The sequence below is a fragment of the Pseudomonas sp. UBT genome (assembly GCF_050915955.1).
GTDB lineage: Bacteria > Pseudomonadota > Gammaproteobacteria > Pseudomonadales > Pseudomonadaceae > Aquipseudomonas > Aquipseudomonas antarctica_A.
In genome coordinates, this window is sequence record NZ_CP168079.1 from 1,062,026 (window position 1) to 1,079,444 (window position 17,419).

The 17,419-nt window shown below is 55.1% G+C and carries 14 protein-coding genes; all 14 read right to left on the reverse strand.

Going from position 1 to position 17,419, the window contains the following annotated elements; translation table 11 throughout:
• Positions 1–9: 9 nt before the first annotated feature.
• Entirely contained in the window at positions 10–285 is a 276-nt protein-coding gene (rpsS, locus tag ACDZ94_RS04990) for a 30S ribosomal protein S19 (RefSeq protein ID WP_002555486.1), read from the reverse strand.
• A 16-nt stretch (positions 286–301) separates the two neighbouring features.
• Positions 302–1,126: a 50S ribosomal protein L2 gene (rplB, locus tag ACDZ94_RS04995; RefSeq protein ID WP_003210080.1), complete on the reverse strand. Its 825-nt coding sequence runs from the start codon at positions 1,124–1,126 to the stop codon at positions 302–304.
• 14 nt (positions 1,127–1,140) lie between these two features.
• A complete protein-coding gene (rplW, locus tag ACDZ94_RS05000) occupies positions 1,141–1,440 on the reverse strand; it encodes a 50S ribosomal protein L23 (protein WP_002555488.1) in 300 nt (99 codons plus the stop codon).
• The gene (rplD, locus tag ACDZ94_RS05005) at positions 1,437–2,039 is read right to left on the reverse strand and encodes a 50S ribosomal protein L4 (RefSeq protein WP_003210082.1); all 603 of its coding nucleotides are present in this window, start codon (positions 2,037–2,039) and stop codon (positions 1,437–1,439) included. The genes rplW and rplD overlap by 4 nt, the downstream gene beginning before the upstream one ends.
• A 12-nt stretch (positions 2,040–2,051) precedes the next feature.
• Positions 2,052–2,687, reverse strand: a complete 636-nt coding sequence (gene rplC / locus ACDZ94_RS05010) for a 50S ribosomal protein L3 (protein ID WP_007253310.1) — start codon at positions 2,685–2,687, stop codon at positions 2,052–2,054.
• A gap of 81 nt (positions 2,688–2,768) precedes the next feature.
• Positions 2,769–3,080, reverse strand: a complete 312-nt coding sequence (rpsJ, locus tag ACDZ94_RS05015) for a 30S ribosomal protein S10 (RefSeq protein WP_003186070.1) — start codon at positions 3,078–3,080, stop codon at positions 2,769–2,771.
• Between the two features lie 159 nt (positions 3,081–3,239).
• Positions 3,240–4,433: an elongation factor Tu gene (gene tuf / locus ACDZ94_RS05020; RefSeq protein WP_003176426.1), complete on the reverse strand. Its 1,194-nt coding sequence runs from the start codon at positions 4,431–4,433 to the stop codon at positions 3,240–3,242.
• Positions 4,434–4,463: 30 nt separating this feature from the next.
• Positions 4,464–6,569 carry an elongation factor G gene (gene fusA, locus ACDZ94_RS05025; protein WP_015886136.1) on the reverse strand — a complete coding sequence of 702 codons (2,106 nt, stop codon included), beginning with the start codon at positions 6,567–6,569 and terminating at the stop codon, positions 4,464–4,466.
• 30 nt (positions 6,570–6,599) lie between these two features.
• Entirely contained in the window at positions 6,600–7,070 is a 471-nt protein-coding gene (rpsG, locus tag ACDZ94_RS05030; protein ID WP_002555493.1) for a 30S ribosomal protein S7, read from the reverse strand.
• A 118-nt stretch (positions 7,071–7,188) separates the two neighbouring features.
• Complete coding sequence (gene rpsL / locus ACDZ94_RS05035) at positions 7,189–7,560, reverse strand: 30S ribosomal protein S12 (RefSeq protein ID WP_002555494.1); 372 nt, start codon at positions 7,558–7,560, stop codon at positions 7,189–7,191.
• A 216-nt stretch (positions 7,561–7,776) separates the two neighbouring features.
• Positions 7,777–11,976, reverse strand: coding sequence for a DNA-directed RNA polymerase subunit beta' (rpoC, locus tag ACDZ94_RS05040; protein WP_064454356.1), 4,200 nt, complete (start codon positions 11,974–11,976; stop codon positions 7,777–7,779).
• A 64-nt stretch (positions 11,977–12,040) separates the two neighbouring features.
• Entirely contained in the window at positions 12,041–16,114 is a 4,074-nt protein-coding gene (gene rpoB, locus ACDZ94_RS05045; RefSeq protein ID WP_064454357.1) for a DNA-directed RNA polymerase subunit beta, read from the reverse strand.
• A gap of 220 nt (positions 16,115–16,334) precedes the next feature.
• Positions 16,335–16,700, reverse strand: a complete 366-nt coding sequence (gene rplL, locus ACDZ94_RS05050; protein WP_064454358.1) for a 50S ribosomal protein L7/L12 — start codon at positions 16,698–16,700, stop codon at positions 16,335–16,337.
• Between the two features lie 78 nt (positions 16,701–16,778).
• The gene (gene rplJ / locus ACDZ94_RS05055; RefSeq protein WP_056861893.1) at positions 16,779–17,279 is read right to left on the reverse strand and encodes a 50S ribosomal protein L10; all 501 of its coding nucleotides are present in this window, start codon (positions 17,277–17,279) and stop codon (positions 16,779–16,781) included.
• Between the last annotated feature and the right edge of the window lie 140 nt (positions 17,280–17,419).

The following is a 17,419-nucleotide window of genomic DNA, read 5'->3' on the forward strand; positions in this document are numbered from 1 at the left end:
CCTAACCCCTTAACGCTTGGCTTTCTTGTCTGCCACGTGCCCACGATAAGTGCGGGTACCGGCAAACTCGCCTAGTTTGTGGCCGACCATGTCTTCGTTAACGAGAACTGGGACGTGTTGACGACCGTTGTGTACTGCGATGGTCAGACCGACCATTTGTGGCAGGATCATCGAACGACGCGACCAGGTTTTCACCGGTTTGCGATCATTCTTTTCCGCCGCCACTTCGATCTTCTTCAGTAGGTGAAGATCAATAAAAGGACCTTTTTTCAGAGAACGTGGCACTGTCGTATCCCTCTATTTACTTGCGACGACGGACGATCATTTTGTCGGTACGCTTATTACCACGAGTCTTCGCGCCCTTAGTCGGGAAGCCCCATGGCGATACCGGATGACGACCACCAGAGGTACGACCTTCACCACCACCGTGTGGGTGGTCAACCGGGTTCATGGCAACACCACGAACGGTTGGGCGAACGCCACGCCAGCGTTTGGCACCAGCTTTACCCAGCGAACGCAGGCTGTGCTCGGAGTTCGAGACTTCACCCAGGGTCGCGCGGCATTCAGCCAGCACTTTACGCATCTCACCAGAACGCAGACGCAGGGTCACGTAGACACCTTCACGAGCGATCAGCTGAGCCGAAGCACCAGCGGAACGAGCGATTTGCGCGCCTTTACCTGGCTTCAATTCGATGCCGTGTACGGTGCTACCAACTGGAATGTTACGCAGTTGCAGAGCGTTGCCCGGCTTGATCGGTGCCAGAGCACCTGCGATCAGCTGGTCACCAGCACTCACGCCTTTAGGGGCGATGATGTAGCGACGCTCGCCATCTGCGTACAGCAGCAGAGCGATGTGAGCAGTACGGTTTGGATCGTATTCGATACGCTCGACAGTGGCAGCGATGCCATCTTTGTCGTTGCGACGGAAGTCGACCAGACGATAATGCTGTTTATGGCCACCACCAATGTGACGAGTGGTAATACGACCATTGTTGTTACGACCACCAGTCTTCGATTTCTTCTCGAGCAGCGGTGCGTGAGGAGCGCCTTTATGCAGCTCCTGGTTGACCACCTTGACCACAAAACGGCGGCCAGGGGAAGTCGGTTTGCATTTAACGATTGCCATGATGCACCCCTTCCTTACTCAGCACTGCTGCTGAAATCGAGATCTTGGCCTGGCTGAAGGGAGATAACTGCCTTCTTCCAGTCATTACGCTTGCCCAGACCGCGAGCAGTGCGCTTGCTCTTACCCAGAACATTCAGGGTAGTAACACGCTCAACTTTCACGCTGAACAGGCTTTCGACGGCCTTCTTGATTTCCAGCTTGGTTGCGTCAGTTGCAACCTTGAAAACGAACTGGCCTTTCTTGTCAGCCAGAACCGTAGCCTTTTCGGAAACGTGCGGGCCAAGCAGAACTTTAAATACGCGTTCCTGGTTCATCCCAGCAGCTCCTCGAATTTCTTCACGGCCGACACGGTGATCAACACCTTGTCGTATGCGATCAGACTAACTGGATCGGAACCTTGCACGTCACGTACATCAACGTGTGGCAGGTTGCGAGCAGCCAGGTACAGGTTCTGATCAACAGCTTCAGACACGATCAAGACGTCAGTCAGGCCCATGCCGTTCAGCTTGTTCAGCAGATCTTTGGTTTTCGGTGCTTCAACAGCGAAGTCCTGAACCACGACCAGACGATCAGTACGCACGAGTTCAGCAAGGATGGAGCGCAATGCTGCGCGGTACATCTTCTTGTTGAGCTTCTGAGTGTGATCCTGTGGACGAGCTGCGAAAGTGGTACCACCGCCACGCCAGATTGGGCTACGGATAGTACCGGCACGAGCGCGGCCAGTACCTTTCTGACGCCAAGGGCGCTTACCGCCACCACGAACGTCGGAACGGGTCTTTTGCTGCTTGCTACCTTGACGGCCGCCGGCCATGTAGGCCACGACTGCTTGGTGAACCAGCGTCTCGTTGAACTCGCCGCCAAACGTCAGTTCGGAAACTTCGATCGCTTGAGCGTCATTTACATTTAATTGCATGTCAGCTTCCCCTTAACCGCGAGCCTTGGCCGCTGGACGTACAACCAGGTTGCCGCCAGTAGCGCCAGGAACAGCACCCTTGACCAACAACAGATTGCGTTCAGCGTCGACGCGCACTACTTCGAGGGACTGCACGGTCACGCGCTCAGCGCCCATATGACCGGACATTTTTTTGCCCTTGAATACACGACCAGGAGTCTGGCACTGGCCAATAGAGCCCGGGACGCGGTGGGAAACGGAGTTACCGTGAGTGTTGTCTTGTCCACGGAAATTCCAACGCTTGATCGTACCCTGGAAGCCCTTACCTTTGGACTGACCGGTTACATCAACCAGTTGACCAGCAGCGAAGATTTCAGCGTTGATCAGATCGCCAGCCTGGTAGTCACCCTCTTCAAGACGGAACTCCATAACAGTGCGACCAGCTGCAACGTTTGCTTTAGCGAAGTGACCTGCTTGAGCAGCAGTCACGCGCGAAGCACGACGCTCGCCGACAGTGACTTGCACTGCACGATAGCCATCGGTCTCTTCAGTTTTGAACTGGGTGACGCGATTCGGTTCGATCTCAATGACCGTAACCGGAATGGAGACACCTTCTTCGGTGAAAATACGGGTCATACCGCATTTACGACCGACTACACCAATAGTCATGTTGTAAACCTCATGAGTGTACGGGGCTTTCACCCGCTATGGCCGCCCATTTCAGAGCGTTACACGACTAAGACCCAAGTCTTAGCCGAGGCTGATCTGTACTTCCACACCGGCCGCCAGATCAAGCTTCATAAGTGCATCAACGGTTTTATCCGTTGGCTGGACGATGTCCAGTACGCGCTTATGAGTACGGATCTCGTACTGGTCACGCGCGTCTTTGTTGACGTGCGGGGAGACCAGAACGGTGAACCGCTCTTTACGGGTAGGCAGTGGAATTGGACCACGCACTTGTGCACCAGTACGTTTCGCGGTTTCCACGATTTCCTGGGTGGATTGGTCGATCAGGCGATGGTCAAAAGCCTTCAACCTGATACGGATTTGCTGATTTTGCATTGGATTTCAGACTCCGGCTGCTATTCCCAGCGAGCGCAATACGCCCGTTAAAAGGAGGCGCAATTCTATAGACGGCCCAGATAGGTGTCAACCCAATAAAAAAGGCCCCCGCTGAGCGGGGGCCTTTTCAAAACATCAAGGCAATCTCAAAAGAGATAATTACTCGATGATTTTAGCTACAACGCCAGCACCAACGGTACGGCCGCCTTCGCGGATAGCGAAACGCAGACCGTCTTCCATTGCGATGGTTTTGATCAGGGTAACAACCATTTTGATGTTGTCGCCTGGCATAACCATTTCAACGCCTTCCGGCAGCTCGCAGTTACCAGTCACGTCAGTAGTACGGAAGTAGAACTGTGGACGGTAGCCTTTGAAGAACGGAGTGTGACGACCGCCTTCTTCTTTGCTCAGAACGTACACTTCAGCTTCGAACTTGGTGTGCGGCTTAACCGAACCTGGCTTAACCAGAACCTGGCCACGCTCAACGTCGTCACGCTTGGTACCACGCAGCAGAACGCCGCAGTTCTCGCCAGCACGACCTTCGTCGAGCAGCTTACGGAACATTTCAACACCGGTGCAGGTGGTGACAGTAGTGTCACGCAGACCAACGATTTCCAGTGGATCTTGAACCTTAACGATACCGCGCTCGATACGACCAGTCACAACAGTACCACGACCGGAGATCGAGAATACGTCTTCGATTGGCATCAGGAACGGCTTGTCGATAACACGAACTGGATCCGGGATGTAGCTGTCCAGAGTTTCAACCAGTTTACGAACGGACGTGGTGCCCATTTCGTTATCGTCTTTGCCTTCCAGAGCCATACGAGCAGAACCGATGATGATCGGAGTGTCGTCACCTGGGAAGTCGTAAGTGCTCAGCAGATCGCGCACTTCCATCTCAACCAGTTCCAGCAGCTCAGCGTCGTCTACCAGGTCAGCCTTGTTCAGGTAAACCACGATGTACGGAACGCCAACCTGACGGGACAGCAGGATGTGCTCACGGGTCTGTGGCATCGGACCATCAGCGGCCGAACAAACCAGAATCGCGCCGTCCATCTGGGCAGCACCGGTGATCATGTTCTTCACATAGTCAGCGTGACCTGGGCAGTCAACGTGAGCGTAGTGACGGATCAGCGAGTTGTATTCAACGTGCGCGGTGTTGATGGTGATACCACGAGCTTTTTCTTCTGGTGCGCTGTCGATTTTATCGAAATCAACGATTGCCGAACCGAATACTTCGGAGCAAACGCGAGTCAGAGCAGCAGTCAGAGTGGTTTTACCGTGGTCAACGTGACCGATGGTGCCAACGTTGACGTGCGGTAGGGAACGATCAAATTTTTCTTTAGCCACGACAATTAACTCCTTGCCTAAAGGACTGAATCAGCCTTGTTTTTTGGATACAGTTTCAGCGATGTGCGCCGGAGCTGTGTTGTATTTTTTGAATTCCATAGAGTAGCTTGCGCGACCCTGAGACATGGAGCGAACGTCGGTCGCATAACCGAACATCTCACCCAACGGAACCTCGGCGCGAATCACTTTGCCGGAAACCGTGTCTTCCATGCCCAAGATCATGCCGCGACGACGGTTAAGGTCGCCCATGACATCACCCATATAGTCTTCAGGTGTAACAACTTCTACCGCCATGATTGGCTCAAGCAACTCACCACCGCCCTTCTGGGCCAGTTGCTTGGTTGCCATGGAAGCAGCCACCTTAAACGCCATCTCGTTGGAGTCGACGTCGTGGTAAGAACCGTCAAAAACGGTTGCTTTCAGGCCGATCAGCGGATAGCCGGCAACAACACCGTTCTTCATCTGCTCTTCGATACCCTTCTGGATAGCAGGGATGTATTCCTTAGGAACCACACCACCTACTACTTCGTTCACGAATTGCAGACCTTCCTGACCTTCGTCAGCAGGAGCAAAACGGATCCAGCAGTGACCGAACTGACCACGACCGCCGGACTGACGAACGAACTTGCCTTCGATTTCACAGTTCTTCGTGATGCGCTCACGATAGGAAACCTGAGGCTTACCGATGTTGGCTTCGACGTTGAACTCACGGCGCATCCGGTCAACCAGGATGTCCAGGTGCAACTCGCCCATGCCGGAGATGATCGTTTGACCAGTCTCTTCATCAGTTTTGACGCGGAAAGATGGATCTTCCTGAGCAAGCTTGCCCAGAGCGATACCCATTTTTTCCTGGTCATCCTTGGTCTTAGGCTCTACGGCAACCGAAATAACCGGCTCCGGGAAGTCCATGCGAACCAGGATGATTGGCTTGTCAGCGTTGCACAAAGTCTCACCAGTGGTGACGTCCTTCATGCCGATCAAGGCCGCGATGTCACCAGCGCGTACTTCCTTGATCTCTTCACGGGCGTTTGCGTGCATTTGCACCATACGACCCACGCGCTCTTTTTTGCCTTTAACCGAGTTGATCACGCCGTCGCCGGAGTTCAACACGCCCGAGTAAACGCGGACGAAGGTCAAGGTACCCACGAATGGGTCAGTGGCAATTTTAAATGCCAGAGCGGAGAACGGTTCTGCGTCGTCTGCATGACGCTCCAGCTCGATAGTCTCGTCATCCGGGTCAGTACCCTTGATGGCAGGAATATCCACTGGTGCTGGCAGGTAGTCGATCACAGCATCGAGAACCAGGGGAACGCCCTTGTTCTTGAACGAGGAACCGCAAACAGCCAAGACGATCTCACCAGCGATAGTACGCTGACGCAGAGCGGCCTTGATTTCCACGTTGGTGAGTTCTTCACCTTCGAGGTACTTGTTCATCAGCTCTTCGTTGGCTTCGGCCGCAGCTTCAACCATGTTGTTGCGCCATTCGTCAGCCAGTTCCTGCAATTCAGCAGGGATAGGCTTGCGAACAGGAACCATACCCTTGTCAGCATCGTTCCAGTAAACAGCTTCCATGGTCAGCAGATCGATCTGGCCCTGGAAGTTGTCTTCGGAACCGATAGCCAACTGGATTGGCACCGGGGTGTGACCCAGGCGCTGCTTGATCTGACCGATCACGCGCAGGAAGTTAGCACCGGCACGGTCCATCTTGTTTACATAAACAAGACGTGGAACGCCGTATTTGTTGGCTTGACGCCATACGGTTTCCGACTGAGGCTCAACACCCGAGGTACCGCAGAACACAACGACAGCGCCGTCGAGTACGCGCAGGGAACGTTCAACTTCAATAGTGAAGTCTACGTGGCCCGGGGTATCGATTACGTTGAAGCGGTGCTCATCCTTGTACTGCTTCTCGGAACCTTTCCAGAAGGCGGTAATAGCAGCAGAAGTAATGGTAATACCACGCTCCTGCTCCTGAACCATCCAGTCTGTGGTCGCGGCGCCGTCATGCACCTCGCCCATCTTGTGACTTTTGCCGGTGTAAAACAGTACGCGCTCGGTGGTGGTGGTTTTACCAGCATCCACGTGAGCAACGATACCGATGTTACGGTAGCGGCTAATCGGAGTAGTACGAGCCATAAAGCCCTCGCAAAATTAGTGAAGCTAAGATTAGAAGCGGTAGTGCGAGAAAGCTTTGTTAGCTTCAGCCATACGGTGCACGTCTTCACGCTTCTTAACAGCAGCACCTTTACCTTCAGCAGCGTCCAACAGTTCGCCAGCCAAACGCAGAGCCATAGACTTCTCGCCGCGCTTACGGGCGAAGTCTACCAACCAGCGCATTGCCAGGGCGTTACGACGGGACGGACGAACTTCAACCGGAACCTGGTAAGTAGCACCGCCTACACGGCGCGACTTCACTTCGACCAGCGGAGCGATGGCGTCGAGAGCTTTCTCGAAGATTTCCAGGGGGTCGCTGTTCTTGCGTTCTTTAACCTTTTCCAGCGCGCCATAAACGATACGCTCGGCAACGGCTTTCTTGCCGCTTTCCATCACGTGGTTCATGAACTTGGCCAGAATTTGGCTTCCGTATTTTGGATCGTCAAGCACTTCGCGCTTGGCTGCTACGCGTCTTCTTGGCATGGATAAGCCCTCAAACGGTCTTCAGGTTCGCTCGGAATCGGTGCCCTTGCGGGACGCCTCCGACCTTACTCTTATCGACTCAGAAAATAAGATGATTCAGTTTTACAAAAAGCCGCTACTACTTAGGCTTCTTGGTACCGTACTTCGAACGACCCTGGTTACGACCTTTAACGCCGGAAGTATCCAAGGAGCCGCGTACGGTGTGGTAACGAACACCTGGCAAGTCTTTTACACGACCGCCGCGGATCAGTACCACGCTGTGCTCTTGCAGGTTGTGGCCTTCACCGCCGATGTACGAGGAAACCTCGAAACCATTGGTCAGACGCACACGGCATACTTTACGCAGTGCCGAGTTAGGTTTTTTCGGCGTAGTGGTATACACGCGAGTGCATACGCCACGACGTTGCGGGCAGTTCTGCAGCGCAGGCACGTCGGATTTCTCGACGATACGCTTACGCGGCTGACGTACCAGCTGGTTGATAGTTGCCATCTACTAGCTCCACTGTTGTCTTGCGACGCTATTGTCTTGCAAGAAAAGCAAAATGGCAGGAACGAATTCCCGCCAAATTTAGGGGTACAAGAGTCTAAAGAGGATCTTGCCCCCAGTCAAGGCAAGGCCCCGACCTCCCCTCTCGTCGAACCGGGGCAAACCTGCCTCGATCCGACGAATGGGGCTGCCAGGGCCCAGACTTATTTATCGCAGAACTCAGTTACCGCTTGAGTTCAGCGCTTCGGTCAGTGCAGCTTCCACTTCACTGGCGCTTACGCGCAGCGGCTTGTCAGCATCACGGCGGCGCTTGCGCTCGCTGTGGTAAGCCAAACCGGTACCCGCCGGGATCAGACGACCCACAACCACGTTTTCTTTCAGGCCGCGCAGGTAATCGCGCTTGCCGGTTACCGCTGCTTCGGTCAGTACGCGAGTGGTCTCCTGGAAGGAGGCCGCCGAGATGAACGACTCAGTGGACAACGACGCTTTGGTGATACCCAGCAACACACGAGTGAACTTGGAGACAAATTTGTCATCCGCGCCCAGACGTTCGTTTTCTACCAGTACGTGAGTCAGTTCCATCTGGTCGCCCTTGATGAAACTGGAATCGCCGGATTCAGCAATTTCAACTTTACGCAGCATCTGACGCAGGATGGTCTCGATGTGCTTATCGTTGATCTTAACGCCTTGCAGACGGTAAACGTCCTGGATCTCGTTAACGATGTACTTGGCCAGCGCACTCACACCCAGCAGACGCAGGATGTCGTGTGGATCGCTCGGACCGTCGGAGATAACTTCGCCGCGGTTTACCTGTTCGCCTTCGAAGACGTTCAGGTGACGCCACTTCGGAATCAGCTCTTCATACGGATCGCTACCGTCGTTCGGGGTAATGACCAGACGGCGCTTGCCTTTGGTCTCTTTACCGAACGCGATGGTACCGCTGACTTCAGCCAGAATCGACGCTTCTTTCGGACGACGAGCTTCGAACAAGTCGGCAACACGCGGCAGACCACCGGTGATGTCACGGGTCTTCGAAGTTTCTTGCGGGATACGAGCGATAACATCACCGATCGCGATCTTCGCACCATCCGCTACACCGACCAGGGCGTTGGCTGGCAGGAAGTACTGAGCGATTACGTCAGTGCCTGGCAGCAACAAGTCCTTGCCGTTGTCATCGACCATCTTCACGGCAGGACGGATGTCTTTACCGGCAGCTGGACGATCTTTCGCGTCGAGTACTTCAATGTTGGTCATACCGGTCAATTCGTCAGTCTGACGCTTGATCGTGATGCCTTCTTCCATGCCCACGTAGGTCACGGTACCTTTCATTTCGGTAACGATTGGGTGAGTGTGCGGATCCCACTTGGCCACGATTGCGCCAGCGTCGACCTTGTCACCTTCTTTAACCGAAATCACGGCACCGTACGGCAGCTTGTAACGCTCGCGTTCACGACCGTAGTCATCAGCGATTGCCAGCTCACCGGAACGGGACACAGCAACCAGGCAACCATCCACTCGCTCAACGTGCTTCAAGTTGTGCAGACGGACGGTACCGCCATTCTTCACCTGAACACTGTCAGCTGCGGAGGTCCGGCTTGCCGCACCACCAATGTGGAACGTACGCATGGTCAGCTGGGTACCCGGCTCACCGATGGACTGGGCAGCAATAACGCCGACCGCTTCACCGATGTTCACCTGGTGACCACGAGCCAAGTCACGGCCGTAGCACTTGGCGCAAATGCCGTAGCGGGTTTCGCAGCTGATCGGCGAGCGAACAATCACTTCGTCGATGCTGTTGAGTTCAATGAACTCGACCCACTTCTCGTCTACCAGTGTGCCGGCAGGAACGATAATTTCCTCGGTACCTGGCTTGAATACGTCACGGGCGATTACTCGACCCAGTACGCGCTCACCCAGCGGCTCTACAACGTCGCCGCCTTCGATGTGCGGAGTCATCAGCAGACCGTGTTCGGTGCCGCAGTCGACTTCAGTCACAACCAAGTCTTGCGCCACGTCTACCAGACGACGAGTCAGGTAACCGGAGTTAGCAGTTTTCAACGCGGTATCCGCAAGACCCTTACGAGCACCGTGAGTGGAGATGAAGTACTGAAGTACGCTCAAACCTTCACGGAAGTTCGCAGTAATCGGCGTTTCAATGATGGAACCGTCCGGCTTGGCCATCAGGCCACGCATACCGGCGAGCTGACGGATCTGCGCAGCAGAACCCCGTGCGCCCGAGTCGGCCATCATGTACATCGAGTTGAACGACTCTTGATCGACTTCTACGCCATGACGGTCGATAACCTTCTCTTTCGAGAGGTTAGCCATCATCGCCTTCGACACTTCGTCGTTGGCCTTGGACCAAAGGTCGATCACTTTGTTGTACTTCTCGCCCTGGGTTACCAGGCCGGAGGCGTACTGGCTTTCGATTTCTTTCACTTCATCAGTAGCAGCATTGATGATCTGGGCTTTTTCATCCGGGATAACGAAGTCGTTAACACCGATGGAAACGCCGGAAATGGTCGAGTATGCAAAGCCGGTGTACATCAACTGGTCAGCGAAGATCACAGTCTCTTTCAAACCAACCACGCGGTAGCACTGGTTGATCAGCTTGGAGATCGCCTTTTTCTTCATCGGCAAGTTGACGACGTCGTACGACAGACCTTTTGGCACAACCTGATACAGCAGCGCACGGCCGACAGTAGTGTCGACAATACGAGTGCCGCTCACGCTGCCGCCATCACGGTCGTTGACGGTTTCGTTGATCCGCACTTTGACCTTGGCATGCAGTGCGGCTTCGCCGGCACGGAACACACGGTCAACTTCTTGCAGGTCAGCGAACACACGACCTTCGCCCTTGGCGTTGATCGCTTCACGCGTCATGTAGTACAGACCCAATACAACGTCCTGCGACGGAACGATGATTGGCTCACCGTTGGCTGGCGACAGAATGTTGTTGGTCGACATCATCAACGCGCGCGCTTCCAACTGGGCTTCCAGTGTCAGCGGTACGTGCACGGCCATTTGGTCGCCGTCGAAGTCGGCGTTGTACGCAGCACAGACCAGAGGGTGCAGCTGGATAGCCTTACCTTCGATCAGTACCGGTTCAAACGCCTGGATACCCAGACGGTGAAGGGTCGGTGCACGGTTGAGGAGAACCGGGTGTTCGCGAATTACTTCAGCGAGAACGTCCCAAACCTCAGGCAGTTCGCGCTCGACCATTTTCTTGGCCGCTTTGATGGTAGTCGCGAGACCGCGCATTTCCAGCTTACCGAAGATGAACGGTTTGAACAGCTCGAGAGCCATCTTCTTAGGCAGACCGCACTGGTGCAGACGCAAGGTCGGGCCTACGGTAATTACCGAACGACCGGAGTAGTCAACACGCTTACCGAGCAAGTTCTGACGGAAACGACCTTGCTTACCCTTGATCATGTCAGCCAAGGATTTCAGAGGACGCTTGTTCGAACCAGTGATAGCGCGGCCACGACGACCGTTGTCGAGCAGAGCATCGACAGCTTCTTGCAACATACGCTTTTCGTTGCGCACGATGATGTCCGGTGCGGACAGATCGAGCAGACGCTTCAAGCGGTTGTTACGGTTGATCACGCGACGGTACAGGTCGTTGAGGTCGGAAGTCGCGAAGCGACCGCCATCCAACGGTACCAGCGGACGCAAGTCTGGCGGCAGAACCGGCAGAACGGTCAGCACCATCCACTCTGGCAAGTTGCCGGAACCTTGGAAGGCCTCCATCAACTTCAGACGCTTGGACAGCTTCTTGATCTTGGTTTCGGAGTTGGTTTGCGGAATTTCTTCACGCAGACGGCCAATCTCGTGTTCCAGGTCGATAGCGTGCAGCAGTTCGCGGACAGCTTCGGCACCCATGCGGGCATCAAAATCGTCGCCGAACTCTTCCAGCGCTTCGAAGTACTGCTCGTCGTTCAGCAGCTGACCTTTTTCAAGGGTGGTCATGCCTGGATCGATAACGACATAGCTCTCGAAGTAGAGAACGCGTTCGATATCACGCAGGGTCATGTCCATCAGCAAGCCGATACGGGACGGCAGCGATTTCAGGAACCAGATGTGGGCAACCGGCGAAGCCAGTTCGATGTGCGCCATGCGCTCACGACGAACTTTAGCCAGCGCAACTTCAACGCCGCACTTCTCGCAGATCACACCACGGTGCTTCAAGCGCTTGTACTTACCGCACAGGCACTCGTAATCCTTTACCGGGCCAAAGATCTTGGCGCAGAACAGGCCGTCACGCTCAGGTTTGAACGTACGGTAGTTGATGGTTTCCGGCTTTTTAACTTCACCGAACGACCACGAACGGATCATCTCAGGCGATGCCAATCCAATACGGATGGCGTCGAACTCTTCGACTTGACCCTGGTTTTTCAGCAAATTCAGTAGGTCTTTCAAGGCCTTTCCTCCTGGCGGAGCAGAGAGCGGGCTAAACAGCCCCGCTCTCGATTCGCGTCACGTGTTATTCGGTTTCCAGATCGATATCGATGCCGAGGGAACGAATTTCTTTGATCAACACGTTGAAGGACTCGGGCATGCCCGGCTCCATACGGTGATCGCCGTCCACGATGTTTTTGTACATCTTGGTCCGACCGTTCACATCGTCCGACTTCACTGTGAGCATTTCTTGCAGAGTGTAAGCAGCACCGTATGCTTCCAGTGCCCAGACCTCCATCTCCCCGAAACGCTGACCACCGAACTGAGCCTTACCACCCAGCGGCTGCTGGGTAACCAGGCTGTACGAACCGGTAGAACGAGCGTGCATCTTGTCGTCTACCAAGTGGTTCAGCTTCAGCATGTACATGTAGCCAACAGTAACCGGGCGCTCAAACTTGTTGCCGGTACGGCCGTCGAACAGCTGCATCTGGCCGCTTTCTGGCAGGTCTGCCAGTTTCAGCATGGCCTTGATTTCGCTTTCCTTGGCACCGTCGAACACCGGGGTAGCCATTGGAACGCCGCCGCGCAGGTTCTTCGCCAGATCCAGGATTTCCTGGTCAGTGAAGGTGTCCAGCTCTTCGTTGCGACCGCCGATCTCGTTGTAGATCTCGTGCAGGAACTTGCGCAGGTCAGCAACCTTGCGCTGCTCTTCGATCATACGGTTGATCTTCTCGCCCAGACCTTTGGCCGCGAGGCCCAGGTGGGTTTCAAGGATCTGACCAACGTTCATACGCGAAGGTACGCCCAACGGGTTGAGGACGACGTCGACCGGGGTGCCATTGGCATCGTGCGGCATGTCTTCAACCGGCATGATCACGGAGACCACACCTTTGTTACCGTGACGACCGGCCATCTTGTCGCCCGGCTGGATGCGACGACGGATTGCCAGGTAAACCTTGACGATTTTCAGCACGCCTGGAGCCAGGTCATCGCCCTGCTGCAGTTTGCGCTTCTTGTCTTCGAACTTGTCGTCCAGCAGACGGCGACGATCAACGATGTAGGCCTGGGCCTTCTCGAGCTGCTCGTTCAGAGCATCTTCAGCCATGCGCAGTTTGAACCACTGGCCGTGCTCAAGACCGTCGAGGATCTCGTCGGTGATGTCCTGACCTTTCTTCAGACCTGCGCCGCCTTCAGCCTTGTGGCCTACCAGAGCGGAACGCAGACGTTCGAAGGTCGCGCCTTCAACGATACGGAACTCTTCGTTCAGGTCCTTGCGGATCTCGTCGAGTTGAGTCTTCTCGATGGACAGTGCACGAGCATCACGCTCAACGCCGTCACGGGTGAAGACCTGTACGTCGATGACAGTACCCTTGGTACCGGTAGGTACGCGAAGGGAAGTGTCTTTAACGTCGCTGGCTTTTTCACCGAAGATGGCACGCAACAGCTTCTCTTCCGGAGTCAGTTGGGTCTCGCCTTTCGGAGTGACCTTACCCACCAGGATGTCGCCTGCGCCAACTTCAGCACCTACGTAAACGATACCGGCTTCGTCCAGCTTGTTCAGTGCAGCTTCACCCACGTTCGGGATGTCTGCAGTGATTTCCTCTGGCCCAAGCTTGGTGTCACGCGCCACACAGGTCAGTTCCTGAATGTGGATCGTGGTGAAACGATCTTCCTGAACCACACGCTCAGAGAGACAGATGGAGTCTTCGAAGTTGTAACCGTTCCAGGCCATGAACGCGATGCGCATGTTCTGACCCAGTGCCAGCTCACCCATATCGGTGGAAGGACCGTCTGCCATGATGTCGCTACGCTGAACGCGATCACCCTTGCTCACCAGCGGACGCTGGTTGATGCAGGTGTTCTGGTTCGAGCGGGTGTATTTGGTCAGGTTGTAGATGTCGACACCGGCTTCGCCAGTTTCAACTTCGTCATCGGCAACACGAACCACGATACGGCTGGCATCAACAGAGTCGATCACGCCGCCACGACGAGCCACGACGCAAACGCCGGAGTCACGGGCTACGTTACGCTCCATGCCAGTACCTACCAGCGGCTTGTCAGCGCGCAGGGTGGGTACAGCTTGACGCTGCATGTTGGAACCCATCAACGCACGGTTGGCGTCATCGTGTTCCAGGAACGGGATCAGCGACGCTGCAACCGAAACTACCTGCTTCGGCGATACGTCCATCAAGGTGACGTCTTCCGGCGCCTTGACGGTGAACTCGTTCAAGTGACGAACAGCTACCAGCTCGTCGATCAGCATTTTCTTGTCGTTCATCGTGGCCGAAGCCTGAGCGATCACGTGATCAGCTTCTTCGATGGCGGACAGGAACACGATCTCGTCGGTGACCAGTGCGTCTTTCACCACACGGTACGGGCTCTCAAGGAAGCCGTACTGGTTGGTGCGCGCATAAGCGGCCAGGGAGTTGATCAGGCCGATGTTCGGACCTTCCGGCGTTTCAATCGGGCATACACGACCGTAGTGAGTCGGGTGTACGTCACGAACTTCAAAGCCTGCGCGCTCACGCGTCAGACCGCCCGGGCCCAGTGCGGAAACACGGCGCTTGTGGGTGATCTCGGAGAGCGGGTTGTTCTGGTCCATGAACTGCGAGAGCTGGCTGGAACCGAAGAACTCTTTCACCGCGGCAGCCACTGGCTTGGCGTTGATCAAGTCTTGCGGCATCAGGCCTTCGCTTTCAGCCATCGACAGACGCTCTTTGACCGCACGCTCAACACGCACCAGGCCAACGCGGAACTGGTTCTCGGCCATTTCGCCTACGCAGCGAACACGACGGTTACCCAGGTGGTCGATGTCATCGACGATGCCTTTACCGTTACGGATGTCGACCAGGGTCTTCAGTACCGCGACGATATCTTCCTTGCACAGCACGCCCGAACCTTCGATCTCGGTACGACCGATACGACGGTTGAACTTCATCCGGCCGACCGCAGACAGGTCATAGCGCTCAGGGCTGAAGAACAGGTTGTTGAACAGGGTCTCGGCAGCGTCTTTGGTTGGTGGCTCACCAGGACGCATCATGCGATAGATCTCGACCAGCGCTTCCAATTGGTTGCTGGTGGAGTCGATCTTCAGTGTGTCGGAGATGAACGGACCGCAGTCGATGTCGTTGGTGTACAGGGTCTCGATGCGAACAACCTGAGCCTTGGCGATTTTTGCCAGGATCTCGGTGTTCAGCTCGGTGTTGCACTCAGCCAGGATTTCGCCTGTAGCTGGGTGAACGATGACCTTGGCAGTGGTGCGACCCAGGACGTAGTCCAGAGGCACGTCCAGCGACTTGATACCGGCTTTTTCGATCTGGTTGATGTGGCGCGCGGTAATACGGCGGCCGGCTTCAACGATGACCTTGCCATTTTCATCCTGGATATCCAGGACGGCAATTTCACCACGCAGACGCGAAGCAATCAGTTCCAGGCTGAGGGTTTCATCCTTCAGACTGAATACGTTGGTGGTGTAGAAAGCATCCAGCACTTGCTCAGTGGTATAGCCGAGCGCGCGCAGCAGTACCGAGGCCGGCAGCTTACGACGACGGTCGATACGCACGAACACGCAGTCTTTCGGGTCGAACTCGAAGTCCAACCACGAGCCGCGGTACGGAATGATCCGCGCGGAGTACAGGAGCTTACCGGAGCTGTGCGTCTTGCCGCGGTCGTGGTCGAAGAACACGCCCGGGGAACGGTGCAGCTGGGAAACGATAACGCGCTCGGTACCGTTGATAACGAAGGTACCGTTTTCAGTCATCAATGGGATTTCGCCCATATAGACTTCTTGCTCTTTGATGTCCTTGATCGCTTTGTTCGACGATTCTTTGTCGAAAATGATCAGACGGACTTTTACCCGCAAAGGTACGGCGTACGTAACACCGCGCAACACGCATTCTTTGACATCAAATGCCGGTTCGCCCAGGCGATAACCCACGTACTCCAGCGCAGCATTGCCGGAGTAGCTGATGATCGGGAAAACGGATTTGAAGGCCGCATGCAGGCCCACGTCGCGGAACTGATCTTTAGTCGCTCCCGCTTGCAAGAATTCACGATACGAATCCAGCTGGATAGCCAGAAGGTACGGGACATCCATGACGTCCGGCAACTTGCTAAAGTCCTTGCGGATACGTTTTTTCTCAGTATATGAGTAAGCCATCAGCGTTCCCCAGCTTGGTCACCTGCTTGTTTGGCCCCTCCCGACGGGAGCAGCCAGAAAATCTCGCAAACCCCATGGTTTGCACCACCGCATCGGGTGGCTACAGCGCGTTAATGGCGGCGACCGAGTCGACAGCCAAGAACGGAAAAAGGCCGGTGGCAAGAGCCACCAGCCATCAGCCTTCAGCTTAACGCTTGGGCTGGAGACGCAAGGTCGATGCTTACTTCAGCTCGACTTTAGCGCCTGCTTCTTCCAGCACTGCTTTGGCTTTGTCAGCGGCGTCTTTCGACACTGCTTCCAGAACCTGGGCAGGAGCGCCGTCAACTACAGCCTTGGCTTCTTTCAGGCCCAGACCGGTCAGTTCACGTACTGCCTTGATCACGTTTACTTTCTTCTCGCCAGCTTCCAGCAGCATGACGTTGAATTCGGTTTGCTCTTCAGCAACAACTGCGGCAGCAGCTGGGCCAGCAGAAGCAGCTGCAGCGGAAACGCCGAATTTTTCTTCGAAAGCTTTGATCAGCTCAACAACCTGCAGAACCGACATTTCAGCTACGGCGTTGAGGATATCGTCTTGGGAGATAGACATTGCTGTATTTCCTGAATTGGGGGACGGCCTACGCGGCCATCGAAATAAACAAAAATACGCGAAAGAAGTCGCTCAGCCTTAGGCTGCGGCAGCTTCTTTTTGCTCGCGAACTGCGGCCAGAGTACGAGCCAACTTGCTGGTAGCGCCTTGAATCACGCTCATCAGCTGAGAAATAGCTTCGTTACGGGTCGGCAGTGTTGCCAGTACGTCGATTTGGTTAGCTGCGAGGAACTTGCCCTCGAACGCAGCTGCCTTGATCTCGAACTTATCCTGACTCTTGGCGAATTCCTTGAACAAACGGGCAGCAGCACCCGGATGATCTTTGGAGAACGCGATCAGAGTCGGGCCAGTGAACACGTCGTTGAGGACACTGTATTCAGTGTCAGCAACAGCGCGCTTGAGCAGGGTATTACGTACAACACGTACGTATACGCCAGCTTCACGAGCCTCTTTACGGAGTCCGGTCATAGCGCTTACTGTCACACCACGGGCATCAGCCACGACAGCGGACAGAGCAGCTTTGGCAGCCTCGTTGACTTCAGCGACGATGGCCTTCTTGTCTTCGAGATTAATTGCCACGGGTTTAACTCCTGCTTGTTACCGTTTCATCTGGCCGAAGCCGGATGTCGTTTTGGTGTCTGATTCGGTAAGGAACCGGGAGCACCATCTGCGTAGGCTTGAGGTTTAAGGCTTGCGCCGCCTACGGTCTTGGATAGCCC

Coding starts and splice junctions, on each gene's coding strand:
- rplB (WP_003210080.1), bottom strand. CDS start 1,126: ATGGCAATCGTTAAATGCAAACCGACTTCCCCTGGCCGCCGTTTTGTG.
- rplW (WP_002555488.1), bottom strand. CDS start 1,440: ATGAACCAGGAACGCGTATTTAAAGTTCTGCTTGGCCCGCACGTTTCC.
- rplD (WP_003210082.1), bottom strand. CDS start 2,039: ATGCAATTAAATGTAAATGACGCTCAAGCGATCGAAGTTTCCGAACTG.
- rplC (WP_007253310.1), bottom strand. CDS start 2,687: ATGACTATTGGTGTAGTCGGTCGTAAATGCGGTATGACCCGTATTTTC.
- rpsJ (WP_003186070.1), bottom strand. CDS start 3,080: ATGCAAAATCAGCAAATCCGTATCAGGTTGAAGGCTTTTGACCATCGC.
- fusA (WP_015886136.1), bottom strand. CDS start 6,569: ATGGCTCGTACTACTCCGATTAGCCGCTACCGTAACATCGGTATCGTT.
- rpsG (WP_002555493.1), bottom strand. CDS start 7,070: ATGCCAAGAAGACGCGTAGCAGCCAAGCGCGAAGTGCTTGACGATCCA.
- rpsL (WP_002555494.1), bottom strand. CDS start 7,560: ATGGCAACTATCAACCAGCTGGTACGTCAGCCGCGTAAGCGTATCGTC.
- rpoB (WP_064454357.1), bottom strand. CDS start 16,114: ATGGCTTACTCATATACTGAGAAAAAACGTATCCGCAAGGACTTTAGC.
- rplL (WP_064454358.1), bottom strand. CDS start 16,700: ATGTCTATCTCCCAAGACGATATCCTCAACGCCGTAGCTGAAATGTCG.